Raw genomic sequence first — 12685 nt, forward strand, 5'->3', positions numbered from 1 at the left:
AGTTAGACTTGCTGCCCTGACTTATCAAAGTATTTTTTAGCAACAAGTAACGATATAAGGCGTTCCTGCTTTGTATTCTTGAATTGCTCAACCCACAGGTTTGCGTTTTGGATTATTATTTCCGCTTCTTCAGGGTGCTCTAAGTAATAATCCATTTTCTGGACAAGGTCAGAGAAATCATCTTTAACTTCAACAAAATGGATTCCAGCTTTTAGTTTGCCTTCCATAAACCAAGTTTCGTATTGAAGCTTAGGAGTAAAGCAGAGGGAATTAGAAGACATTATCCATTTTAAGTTAGTTGCAACGTCGCGGCCTTCTAAACTGATAATAAATTTGTACTCTAGCTGCTCTTCTAATGACAAAGGACTTTTTTTATATTTACTTCGTTTTGGATCTGCTTTTAAAGGGCGAGTCTCACCAATGTTGAATCTTGGGTGATCTACGTACATTTCTAACAACTTTAGGCGGTTAGCCCTAAACCCAGCACCACGCCAAACGGCCATATCCTTCTTACTTTTATATGGTTTATCCTTATCTATAAATACATAGTGCCTGATTGCGTTGAGCTTGAGGATTATCGAATTATCATTGTTTCCTTCGATCGGACGACTTTTTAAAAAACTAGGTTCTTTGGGGACTGTTGTTACATCCCCATTAACATAGCTAAACGCATACTTATTGGGGAAAGCTTTAACGACTTTGAGCAGGTCATAGTAATAAGTTGTGCCACCTGTCTTAGTGAAGTCTCGTACTAGTGTTGAGTTTGTTTCAGGTAACTCAAAGTTGGATTCGAGTTTACAATAGTAGTCAACGCGTTGTTTAATGTAATTTTGATCGTATTTAAATGCGGAATCTAAAGTTTTTTTTGCGTATTGGCGAAAAAAAGCAGCAGGTAAAATAGTAAGTAAACTATTTGATAGGTAATACTTTAGTTTTCTCATGACTTTAGCTTATGTAAGAGAGCTTGATTAACAGGGGCGGGTACAAATTGAGCAACATTTCCTTTGTGTATTGCAACTTCTCGGACGATTGTTGATGAAAGAAATGCATACTCTTCACTTGGGGTTAAGAAAATACTTTCAAGCTCAGGAAGGAGTTTTCTATACATACTGGTTAAACCAAATTCATACTCAAAGTCCATAGTTGTGCGTAAGCCTCGAATCAGAATATTTGCTTCTTGCTCTCTCGCGAAATCTACTAGTAAACCACTAAAGCCCACAACAGAGACATTTGTGAGATGCTTACATGACTCTTGAACTAGATTAACTCTCTCATTTAGGCTAAACATGGTTTTTTTTGATGGGCTTGCGGCTACGCCTATAACTAGAGAGTCAAACATGCCAGATGTGCGCTCTATGATATTAAGATGTCCATTAGTTAAGGGATCAAAAGTTCCTGGATAAATTACATGTTTCATTTTTTGACCTTCTTATAAATATTTTCGTATTTCTTAGCTGCTGAGCCAATATCAAAAAATTTTATTTTCTCTTGCCCACCTGTTTTTAGCATTGCTTGAAGACTTGCGCTTTGTTCAATTTTTACAATGGCATTCGCTAAAGCTATCGGGTCATCTGTATTTATGAGTAAGCCGCTCGTTCCATGAGTTATTATATCTGGTATCCCTCCTGTATTTGTAGCAATTACAGGCAGTCCTGCTTTAATACCTTCCAAGATGACAGAGCCAAGCCCTTCACTATGTGATGGATGTATTTGTAACTGGGCGGCCGCAAACCAATCCCCCATGTTCGATTGTTTACCTTCAAAGCTGATATTCATGGCGTCACCAGCTATCCTCTCCAAATTGTCTCGTTCCTTCCCATCCCCAAGAAGTGCAAGATGTATATGAGTATGGGTCTCGGACAGTTGCTTCATGGCTTTTATCGACACATCAAATGCCTTGTGCTTAACCATATTTGCAGCATGGATAATTAGGAACTTATTCTCAAATCGTTGCTTTAACTTTTCAAGGTTTCGATCATTTACATTGTAACTTACCGGGGAACTTGCAATTTTATAAACCGTTTTATGAGGATATTTATCTTTGATATCGTTAACTATTTCTGAACTTAGACCTACAATCGAAGAAGCTCTTGAGTAAGCTAGATTTGCGAAGAACCTTTTCTTAAGAGAGTTGTCAATTCGGCGTGTAATTATATATGGGACTTTATAGAGCATACTTTGAATTAACGCCCAATAGATAGCTCTTCCTTCATGCACATGAATTAGCTTGCAGCCATCAGTAATAGATCTAGAATGCTTTTTTAGGTAGTGTGTTGACGGCACCAATTTACAGCTTAGCTGGCTAACTGCGGTGTAAAATGGGCTTATGGGGTTAGCAACTACTGTAAGTGAGTACCCTAGCTCTATTTGATGTTTGATCAAAGTGAGAGTTTGGTTTTCTCCTCCATGATAGCCTGACGCCAAATTGACGTGACAAATATGCATTCTACCAGACCTTATTGAAGTCAGTTTTCTCTAAGACTTTTGGATCGCGTTGCATCTCTAATAGTTTGGCATATTTTAAATAGCTATTTACCGCAGAGCTTAACGCTACTGTCATCCCATCAGTGCCCCCTAAGAAACCTTTCTGAAAAACAAATTTTCGAATGAAGGCACTTAAACCATGTATAAATGGTGATATCGAGTTTGCTCTTTTACCTTTTTGATACATTATCTTTGCTGCTCGGCCGCTAAAGTCTCTCCCAGGCTTAGCGAAAAGTTGTCCAAGGTTTTCGAATGAATAATGAATTAGGTCTGCATCAAGTTGGCAAGGGTTATTTGCTTGAACTGATGCATGTTGTTTAACTGCTGAAAAGCGAGTTTTATTTCTATTATACAAACGGATACAAAAATCGGGGTACCAACCACATTGTTTAATCCAACGACTGCCAATGTAGTTACGTCGACGGAAAGCAAATGCGTCATGTTCGGTTTGCTTTAGGTTAAGTGCGTTGATTGAGTCTACACACTCATCGGTGAGGCGCTCATCAGCATCAATACTAAGTATCCAATCATTACTAGCATAGTCTAAGCCTACGTTTTTTTGGATACCATCACCTAAATAAGGTTGCGGGATTACCTTTGCGCCGAGTTTAGAAGCCAACTCCACTGTATTATCGGTGCTTTCTGAATCAACAATAATCACTTCATCGCATACTCTTTGTAATGAAAGGATACATTCTTCAACATTTTTTTCTTCATTTAGAGTTATTACTACGCCTGTTATCATCGGTTAACCTATTTTTTATTAAGAATGTTGTCAGCGACACTGTTGAATTTTTCTATTACTTTATATGATGGAATTCTATCCATTGCATTTTTGTCTTTGACGCGAGTTCGCCAGTCGAGATCTTGGCTATTTTTCCCTGTCTCAGAGAAAATGGCTTCTTCATAAACAGATACAACATAGTTGAGGTAACGATATGGCCCTACTCGGCCTGGGTTATGGTGTGCATAGAGGCCAATCACAGGCGTTTGCATAGCATTAGCCATGTGGGTTGGACCCGTATCTGGAGCTATTACCATATTTACTTTATCAATCAACGCTAACATTTGCATGATAGAGCTCTGTCCAACTAAGTTTAGGCAAGGTTCTGTAAGTTTTTGCTGTATTTCTTCTGCTAGGTCGATTTCAATTTTTGCGGGGCTGCCTGCTAGTATAACGTTCCAACCTGCTTCCCTAGCATGGTTGATTACATCAACATACCCTTGAGCATGCCAGTTTTTGTAAGCTTTACTCGCTCCGGGAACAATTAATAAATTTTTTTTTGCTATTAGTTGAGCATCGGCCCAAGTAGCATGTTGCTTTTCGTAAAAAAGTGACCAACTTAATGTATGTTTTACTACACCTATGTGTTGGGCAAATGCCATCATCCCGTCGGCTACATGAAGAGAAGTGGGAGAGTCTACTTTAGTACCAGTAAACAAGGTTTGAAAATCTTGGCTACGGTCTGATGTAAATCCAAGTTTATACTTGGCTTTTATTCCCAAAGTGGCGACGCTAGCACGAAAAGCGGATTGCATATGAAGTAAAGCATCGAAACTTTTACCTCTAAGTTGCTGCCACAATTTAAGATATTCTCTCCACCCACTTTTTTTGTCAAAAACTATCACATCGACACCATCGATAGCTTCTAATAATTTAGCTTCTAAGCTTCCGGTTATCCATGTGATTTCTGTATCTGGCCATTGCTTTTGAATTGCCTGCACCGTCGCAATTGCGTTACAGACATCCCCTATTGCTGATAGTCGTAAGATGCATATAGAGTGTGGGGGGGATGTGAACAGGGCCATAGCTTTAACTCTAGTAATTGATTCCCAATAATTATGCAGTTGGGCTAGAAGAATGTAAAATAAAACTAAGAGTATCGAAGGGTAAGCTAATGAAAAAAGTTAAGCTTGATAATCAAGTCATCTGGTTTGATGAATCGTTGATTTCGGAAGAAAAGCTAAGCCATGCTTTTGAGCCAGCATATTGGCAGCAACAAGGGAAAATAATCGGAAGTGCAATGGGGCGAGGTACTACCTGGTTTGTTGAGTTAGGTACAATGCAAGGTGCGTTACGTCATTATCGACGTGGTGGTCTATTTGGTAAGCTGATTAAAGATAGTTATGTGTTTATTGGTGAAAACAAGTCACGAAGTTTTAAAGAGCTTGTATTATTGAAAAAACTAAAAAAATCAGGTGTTAATGTACCAACCCCAATCGCAGCAAGAATTGTAAAGCAAGGTCTAACTTACAGCGCTGACTTACTTAGCGAGAAAGTACCTCATGCTCAAGATCTTGCTTCTCTATTGAGAAAGCATAAAGTCCCGGAAAGTACTTATTATAAAATAGGAAATGAAATTCGGAAAATGCATGCTGCGCAAGTTAATCATACTGATCTCAACATTCATAATATATTAATCGATGATCAGAGTCAGGTTTGGATTATAGACTTCGATAAGTGTAATAGCCAACTTGGAGACGCTTGGAAGCAGGGTAATTGGGATAGATTGAAGCGGTCTTTTTTAAAGGAAAAGGCTAAGGAAGCAATTAATTGGGATGAGAACGACTGGAATTATTTATTCTAGTTATCTAGTTATCTAGTTATCTAGTTATCTAGTTATCTAGTTATCTAGTTATCTAGTTCGTCTTAATTATAAATTTAACTTAAATAGTGATGAAATGATAATTTTACATGAAGCTGACTTTTTGACAGAAGGTTATACAAGGAAGTGCTATATTAATCCTGATGATAAAAGTCAAATACTAAAGATAATAAAGCCTGAGTGCGGTAAGCAGTTAGACATTAATGATATTGAAAAATTTTATCTATCTAAAGTAAAGCATCACGGGATAATTGCTGAATGTTACCAAGAAGTTGAGACAAACCTTGGGATAGCGATGGCTTTTGAACATGTTGTTGACTTCAACTTTGAAACTTCTAAATCAATAAGCTATTACCTTCGTGAGGGACTTATTTCTAAGTCAAAAGGGAAGACTTTGGTTGCCAATTTGTTCGACTCTGCAATTAATTTAGGTATATATGTTAGAGATACTAATTTAGACAATATTTTGATGATAAAAAATGAAAAAGGTGAATTTTCTACCATATTTATTGATGGTTACGGCGGTATTACTTTCGATTATAAACTCTATCGAAATATATATTTTAAATTCCTATCGAAAGCTAGGACGAAAAAAACAAAAAAAAGAGCTTTAGAGAGAGTTGATAATAATGTTTTTTAGAATAATGTTATTTAATGGTGTGTGTTTTGAGGATTTAATTGAGGTGTATGAAGCCCACCTCAATCAAATCCTTATATGGCATTTTTATTTGGTTAATAAATTCATGTGATTCACTCTTTCCTTAAAAATATCACTATTTTGATAATCACCTTTGTAAGTTTGTTTAGATACATAGGATAATTCGAACTTTTCTAGTTCATCATTATTTACCACATGATTATTGCTTGTTGAGTTAAATCTAGCCCATGCGTCAATCGTCTCCGATTGTTTAAAGGCTTCATTAAAGAAATAACCAACAGAAAAGTATGGCATAAAGCCAACTTTTTCAGCTTTAAAGACAACATCTGCGTAAAACCTTTCGTTGTCTCGGTCACTTAGACCTAACGATTTTATGCGGTTCGATAGCATTAAACTGTTTACACGAGGTTTAAACAAGTGAGACAGAAACAATTCTAAAGTTTTTTTTATGATGGGTGAGCTTGGGGGAGAGGCAAGGAACCAAGCCTCAATTGGTCTGGTTTTATTGCTATTATGTCTAAATGCAAAAAACTGAGCTTTTTCTATTTCATAATCCAGCCATGAAGATAAAGGCTTTAGGCAAAAGGTTGTCGTATCAGCCCAAACCCCCCCCTGAGTGGCGAGTAGGTATAATCGAAGAATATCGGCTTTCATTGCAAAGCCTAGATTAACAGTAGCAATCTTAAATATAGCGTTGAAATCAAAACCTAAAACATCATTTAAATTATTATCATTTAGTAGTGTAACATTATAATCAGGGTTGAGTTTTATCCATGACTCTACGCTGACTCTAACAACTTCAGGAGCTTCTTCTAACGGAGAGTTCCAATATAACCAAATTTTTTTAGGTGTATTATTAAATTTATTATTAGTGGGTTTATTTGTCGCAGAGTATAATTTTTCCAACCCATCTTCAGCTATGTTTATTGAGTTTTTAATGTCTGGATTGTTAACATTATAAGATTTTTTTATATTAATGTTATGAAGTTGATTGTATTTTCTACTTAAGTAGGGTATGTGTTTACGTAGGAAATAAAAACCTTTCTCAAATGTTCTTGATTTAATTAGTTTATCTATTGTTATCATAATATTATATTATCTAATGTTCGTTGAATGGCACCTTGCTGAGTCTTAATGAAACAAGTTGCATTGCCTGAAATTTTATTTGCATAATCCGAGTCGGACAATAAATTTATTACATGATTTTTTAATTCTTTTTCTGTTGTGATAATGCAAGCACCTCGATCTCTTAGGGTATTTACGATATCTGAAAAGTTAAAATAGCTTGGACCTGTAATTATTGGTTTTCGAAGCGACGCAGGCTCTAGTATATTATGTCCACCAACTTTATCACCTAAAAGGCTCCCACCCATAAAACAAACGTCAGCACATCCGATAAGAGGCAGCATTTCACCCATTGTATCGGCAAGATAGACTTGAGTTTGCTGGGTAACCATATCACCTTCAGTGCGACGTGCCGTAATTAGATTTAGCTTTTTGCATAAAGTGGACACATCATCGAATCGTTCAGGGTGACGGGGAACTAGTATAAGCAATGCACCTTTTAGGTGTTTACAAATAAGTTTATGTGCAGTTAATATTTTTTCATCTTCCCCTTTATGTGTACTTGCGGCTACCCATATTGGTCTGCTTATACCAAGTTGATTCCGAAGTTGATTCGCCTGTTCAATGATTTCTTTGGTGATATTAATGTCATATTTAATTGAACCTACAACTGTCAGCTTATGTTCAGGAATACCTAATTGTAAGAACCTATCTTTATCTGAATTTTGTTGGCAGATAATCAGAGATAGGTTGCTGCTTAGCTGTTTGAAAAAAGAAGAGAATAAAGAGTAATTTTTATGAGATTTTTCAGATAACCTTGCATTTATCACTGTAATAGGAATAGATGCTTTGTGGACCGTGTGTAAAGTGTTTGGCCAGAGCTCAGTTTCCATTATCAACAACTGACATGGCCTCACTCTCTTTAAGAAATTTTTTATACACCAACCAAAATCTATAGGCATATAACGATGTGTGACAAGGGTACCTAGTTTTTTTGCTTGTTCCGCCCCAGTAGATGTTGTTGTTGTCAATACTATTGGGAGGTTAGGCTCTTGCTCTTTTAGCTTGCGAATAAAAGGTATAGCAGCGATAGTTTCTCCGACAGAAACTGTATGTATCCATAACGGCTGTTGCTTGTAATCTAGATACTCACCAAAGCCAAAATGTTCTATCCAACGTTTTCCAAACTTTGGCTTGTTCGGTCGTTTTCTATAGAGACCAAAAAGTAGAATAGGGCTTAGTATTGTAAGAAGAAAACAATAGAGCGTCCTTATCATTGTAAATCTCGTTCTGTAAAGTGAGTAAGAAACTCTTTCGCTACGTTCTCATCATTAAAATTATATAAGGTCTCGTTAACAAAGCGATCGAAGTCTTTTGTCCACGGATGTTCTATTGCGGACTTTATGGTTTGGGCTAGTTCTTTTGGAGATTCTTTTGTTAGAAAACGCTCAAGTTTCCCCTGCATTATTTGCTTAACTCCCCCTCTACTTTCAGTACAGACAACCATCGTACCACAGGCAAGTGCTTCAATTAAAACCATGCCTAATCCTTCAAATTTGGAGCTAAGTACAAATAAGTCTGCTTGCTCATACCAAGGAAAGGGGTTTGTTTGTAAACCTTTGAAGTGCACCATCTCTTTTAGACCTAGTCGCTTGACTAACTCTTCCAAAGCACTACGCTCTTCACCTTCCCCTACGATGACTAGGTCCTGAGTTACCCCTAGATTCGTTCGAGAGTAAAGATAAGCTTTTATTAGAAGGGGAAAGTTTTTCTGTGGGACTAAACGTCCCAAACCAAGTATATAAGGTTTGGGGTGTAGAGGTTTACTTATAGACTTCTTATTAATTAGATTAAGATTGTTAGGGTTATTTATCATTACGGCTTTTTTGGGAACTATATGATATTTATCACAGAGCTGTCGAAAGCTATCTAATGCACCATCGGAAACACAACTAACATTACGTTGAGAAAATAAGTTATTGAATGCCCATTTAGATAAGCTTTTATACCTATTAAATTGTTGAACATTTTCACAAACAAAAACAAATCTAGAATCTTGTAAAGGCCAAATATGTTCAAATGTCCCTTGTCCTCTAAATATTACCAAGTCAAAATTACCTTGTTTTTTTTCAAGTTTTTTTAATTTATATCTAAATGCAATAGCTTCTGCGTAAGCAAAAACGATGGAGAAGCTCTTTCGGAAGATAATGTTAGATAATTTTGATAAAAATAACCAAAAAAAACCCACTCCGGATGATAATACCATCTTCTTTAGATTGAATAGATGTATGGGTATTGTCTTATCGTCTGGTTTGAGCGTTACTTTTTTATCTCTTAAATAAATTAAATGTGTTTCATGCCCGGAACTTTGATAAGCCTCGGAAAGGTTTACGGCGACTCTTTCCATTCCACCCATCTTTAAGGTATTTACTACTATAGCGACTTTCATTTTATAACTCCTTTTTGTTTTTTAAAGAGGAAGTTAAATAAAAAGTATACAAACCTGCAAAAATAATATTATGGGTAAAGACACCATAGGTTCTACCGTTAAATGTCTCAAAAAAATTAATGCAACTCCAGAATGCAATGAAAACCAAAGAAAATAGTGTAAAAGGTTTAATGTTGCTGTCTGATTGCTGCCTGATTAATAAAGATTTCGCTAACCAATAGTACATGGCATAAATAATTAAAAGCCCTAAAATACCATAAGATACGAGTACTTCAATGTGATAGTTGTGTAAGTGTCCAAAGCCTTTAAGTCGACCTTGAAATTTTTCTGATTGTTGAATCACAAGGCCGATAGTCTCAGGGCCTGTCCCTAAAATAGGTCTCTCCTTTATCCATTGGCTAGCTTCCAACCATGAATTGAGTCGAATTCCGATACTAGACATTGGTATATGATTTACATCACCTGAGATTATTGAATTCCATGTTTTGTGCTCTTTTAATACTCTATTTTTAATGAAGTCAAGTTGCCACAAGGAAATGAGGCTAATAGCCAAAACTAGATATACGAGTATTACACCTTTTGCTTTGGTTGCTTTGGTTGCTTTGTAGATAATGGTGTGGAAAATAGGCAGCATTAATATACTTATCATTAGTGCTACCCACGCTTGTCGGGATTGAGAAGTAATAATTACAAATGCAGAGAAAACGATTGCCCCAAGTATAGTGGAAACTAGTAAGAATTGGATGATGACATTTATGTTTGACTTTTCTATTCTAATTTGATTAAGAATAAATACTAAAATAAGAAAGCAAATGCTCGCAAACATTGATGTAAATTGGGAATTTTTAATAGAAAAATCGACTCTGTGTCCAGATAATGCTTTGGTTATTTCATTTGTGAAATCTGAATGGACAACACACCCAACAATAAAACCTATTATAAAAAACGACCATAATATATATATGCGACTTTTTTTACCTTTGAGCCAATAAGCGAGGAAAATAAACGTAAATAGTTTTGCCAATCGATCGATTTTTGGTGCCTGATTTGCAAATTCTGGAAAATATATTATAGAATTTATCCAGCTAAAGATTTGAACCGAAATTGCAAGAACTAATAAAATAACCATAGGGTCTTTTGAAAATTCTTTACGATAGATGAAAATAATAGGTATAGATAATACTATCAGTATATTCCTTGATATTTCACCAACGTGTTCAAAAGGTACTACGGTTAAAGAATATAGATATACAAAAAATAAGCATATTTTCTCAAAGTTTTTACTAGAAAAAATATTATTGGCATAGGTCATTGAGGTCATTGTATTTTATCGATAACTAGATTTGAACTTAGGTTCTTGAGGCACTTTAAATGCTTCAATGGACATTCTCGTTTAAAGCAAGGTCTACATTCTATATCAATGTTGATGATATCAACGCTATTTGCCAGCGGAGGTGTGTAGTTTGGAGATGTTGAACCATAGATTCCAATAACGTGGCAACCAACAGAAGCTGCCACGTGCATCAACCCTGAGTCATTACTGACTACTACTTCACAGTTAGCTAGTAGATCTACCGCTTCAATTAATGTTGTTTCTCCGGCCAATACCTGTACGTGCTGCTGTAGTTCTGGTGCAATTAAAGACTTAATTTCGTTGCACGTTGAGGCATCTTTTTGTGAACCAAATAGCCAAACTTGTTTGCCTAACTTACATGCGTGTTGAGCAACTTCTGCATACTTTTTAGTTGGCCACTTCTTTGCTGGCCCGAACTCTGCACCGGGACAAAGCCCTATAGTATCTTGTCGAGTGTTCAAAGAAAATTTAGTGAAAGTCTCTAATTGTTGTGTTCTATCAATCATTAACTTTGGTTTGGGTAATGAACTTAATCCTCCTAAATTATGAGGATTGTCCATTCTACTTTTAGGGTAAGCAATTGCAACATAGCGCTCTACCATATATTGAAAATCTTTCATATTGGTTCGGATGTCATTTAACAATCCGTAACGGAACTCACCTTTCCAACCAGTACGTATAGGGATGTTTGCGAACCACGGTATCAGAGCTGATTTTGCTGATTTAGGGAGAACATAGGCTTGATCATATTGCTTTTGACGAAGTGATTTTCCCATTTGACGTCGCGAGGCAATGTCTAACTCTCCATGGCCAATTGGCATTTCGATTGCTTTGTTTACTTCGGGCATACGCTCTAGTATTTGCTTACACCACCCTGGCGCGATTACATCAATTTGACACCCGGGGTGCAGCTGTTTTAATACAATATATAACGATTGTGACATTACCATATCACCGACCCAAGACGGACCTATAATTAATATCTTCTTCATTTCTTAATTTGCCAATCAGTGTTGTAGCGAGGTTTAAACAAGTTATAGAAGTTCGTTCCATCTTGCTGTGTATAGAGAAGTTGCAGAATCCACATATATTGCTCAGGCTTAGGTTCTACAAATGTCTCAATAGCTTGGTTCATCGCTCGAGCATCTGCTTGTTCTTCGCTTTGCAGTTCAAGGGCTGGTAAAATTTCTAATGAATACTTTCCTATTTCAGGGTCGATGGATGCAAAAAGCGGAACCATCTTAGCTCTAGATAACTTAGCCAATTTACTTAGCCCTGGTAGGGTAGCTTTCGTTGTATCAAAAAAGCTAACGAACTCACTAAGCTCAGCTCCATGGTCTTGATCTGGAAGGTAATACCCCAAATAGCCATCTTTTATTGATTTGATAAATGGCTTTATTCCACCAGAGCGTTCATACACACGACCGCCATATTGAACTCTTTGACGATGCATAAGCCAATCAGACACCGGGTTCTTTTGCTTCTTTGCCATTGCAGAGACAGGGAGGCCCATCGACGCAAGCATTACTGCTGGAATATCAATAGCCCATGAGTGTGGGACTAATAATATGACATTTTCACCGTTATCAGTGTGCTTGGTTAGGTTTTCTTTCCCAACGAATTCACACTGCTCCTGTAACCAAGATTTTGATTTTAAAGTCAGTAAGCTAAAGCGAAGTACAAAAACACTAGCTGTGTATAGCGTCTTATAAATTAATTGCTCACGCTCTTGAAAACTGAGGTTAGGAAAGCAAAGCTCAAAATTCACCCGGGCTCTATGAGCTGGGCCTTTTTTCGATTTAGATAGTTTTAAAGCAATAATGCGCGCTAACCATTGATGAAAGCGTAATGGAAGTAGGGCTACTGGGAGTGCCAATATAACGGCTAACCAAGTTCCCCATAGCTTAGGAGCGAGGAATGCCCATCGAAAGCTAGGGTTGTAAGCTTTTGGATCAAAGTCATCGCGTTGATTTGTCATTTAAAATCACTAACCTTAAAAGTTACTTAGCTTTTCTATACCACTTTACATTTATTGTATTCGAGCAAGATATAGAGTACTTGCTTGCAGC

Annotated in this window: 13 protein-coding genes; 2 read left to right on the forward strand and 11 right to left on the reverse strand. The window is 36.7% G+C overall.

Features of this window, described 5'->3' with window-relative positions:
* Nucleotides 1-2 precede the first annotated feature (2 nt).
* From QUF19_RS00755 to QUF19_RS00775, 5 genes are read right to left on the reverse strand one after another with little or no spacing between them, the layout of a single operon-like run.
* The gene (locus QUF19_RS00755) at nt 3-941 is read right to left on the reverse strand and encodes a glycosyl transferase family 90 (RefSeq protein WP_286295370.1); all 939 of its coding nucleotides are present in this window, start codon (nt 939-941) and stop codon (nt 3-5) included.
* Complete coding sequence (gene coaD, locus QUF19_RS00760) at nt 938-1417, reverse strand: pantetheine-phosphate adenylyltransferase (protein ID WP_286295372.1); 480 nt, start codon at nt 1415-1417, stop codon at nt 938-940. Before coaD ends, QUF19_RS00755 begins: the two co-directional genes overlap by 4 nt.
* A complete protein-coding gene (locus tag QUF19_RS00765; RefSeq protein ID WP_286295374.1) occupies nt 1414-2445 on the reverse strand; it encodes a glycosyltransferase family 4 protein in 1032 nt (343 codons plus the stop codon). The genes coaD and QUF19_RS00765 overlap by 4 nt, the downstream gene beginning before the upstream one ends.
* Before the next feature lies 1 nt (nt 2446).
* Complete coding sequence (locus tag QUF19_RS00770; RefSeq protein ID WP_286295375.1) at nt 2447-3229, reverse strand: glycosyltransferase family 2 protein; 783 nt, start codon at nt 3227-3229, stop codon at nt 2447-2449.
* An 8-nt stretch (nt 3230-3237) separates the two neighbouring features.
* Nucleotides 3238-4287 (reverse strand): glycosyltransferase family 9 protein, encoded by a 1050-nt coding sequence (locus QUF19_RS00775; RefSeq protein WP_286298794.1) that lies wholly within the window; start codon nt 4285-4287, stop codon nt 3238-3240.
* Between the two features lie 95 nt (nt 4288-4382).
* Here QUF19_RS00775 and QUF19_RS00780 point away from each other — a divergent pair, with 95 nt between their 5' ends.
* Together QUF19_RS00780 and QUF19_RS00785 are read left to right on the forward strand one after the other, a co-directional pair.
* Nucleotides 4383-5072, forward strand: a complete 690-nt coding sequence (locus QUF19_RS00780) for a 3-deoxy-D-manno-octulosonic acid kinase (protein ID WP_286295377.1) — start codon at nt 4383-4385, stop codon at nt 5070-5072.
* A 94-nt stretch (nt 5073-5166) separates the two neighbouring features.
* Nucleotides 5167-5730 carry a YrbL family protein gene (locus QUF19_RS00785; protein ID WP_286295378.1) on the forward strand — a complete coding sequence of 188 codons (564 nt, stop codon included), beginning with the start codon at nt 5167-5169 and terminating at the stop codon, nt 5728-5730.
* Nucleotides 5731-5814: 84 nt separating this feature from the next.
* Here QUF19_RS00785 and QUF19_RS00790 read toward each other — a convergent pair whose 3' ends face one another.
* From QUF19_RS00790 to lpxM, 6 genes are read right to left on the reverse strand one after another with little or no spacing between them, the layout of a single operon-like run.
* Entirely contained in the window at nt 5815-6834 is a 1020-nt protein-coding gene (locus QUF19_RS00790) for a glycosyltransferase family 32 protein (protein ID WP_286295379.1), read from the reverse strand.
* Nucleotides 6831-8090 (reverse strand): lipid IV(A) 3-deoxy-D-manno-octulosonic acid transferase, encoded by a 1260-nt coding sequence (gene waaA / locus QUF19_RS00795; protein WP_286295380.1) that lies wholly within the window; start codon nt 8088-8090, stop codon nt 6831-6833. The genes QUF19_RS00790 and waaA overlap by 4 nt, the downstream gene beginning before the upstream one ends.
* Nucleotides 8087-9262: a glycosyltransferase gene (locus tag QUF19_RS00800; protein ID WP_286295381.1), complete on the reverse strand. Its 1176-nt coding sequence runs from the start codon at nt 9260-9262 to the stop codon at nt 8087-8089. The genes waaA and QUF19_RS00800 overlap by 4 nt, the downstream gene beginning before the upstream one ends.
* 1 nt (nt 9263) lies before the next feature.
* The gene (locus QUF19_RS00805) at nt 9264-10583 is read right to left on the reverse strand and encodes an O-antigen ligase family protein (RefSeq protein WP_286295382.1); all 1320 of its coding nucleotides are present in this window, start codon (nt 10581-10583) and stop codon (nt 9264-9266) included.
* On the reverse strand, nt 10580-11608 hold the full coding sequence (gene waaF / locus QUF19_RS00810; protein WP_286295383.1) for a lipopolysaccharide heptosyltransferase II: 1029 nt from the start codon (nt 11606-11608) through the stop codon (nt 10580-10582). The genes QUF19_RS00805 and waaF overlap by 4 nt, the downstream gene beginning before the upstream one ends.
* Nucleotides 11605-12594, reverse strand: coding sequence for a lauroyl-Kdo(2)-lipid IV(A) myristoyltransferase (gene lpxM, locus QUF19_RS00815; protein WP_286295384.1), 990 nt, complete (start codon nt 12592-12594; stop codon nt 11605-11607). The genes waaF and lpxM overlap by 4 nt, the downstream gene beginning before the upstream one ends.
* Nucleotides 12595-12685: the final 91 nt, after the last annotated feature.

The sequence above is a fragment of the Vibrio sp. FE10 genome (assembly GCF_030297155.1).
In the GTDB taxonomy this organism is placed as follows: Bacteria; Pseudomonadota; Gammaproteobacteria; order Enterobacterales; family Vibrionaceae; genus Vibrio; species Vibrio apostichopi.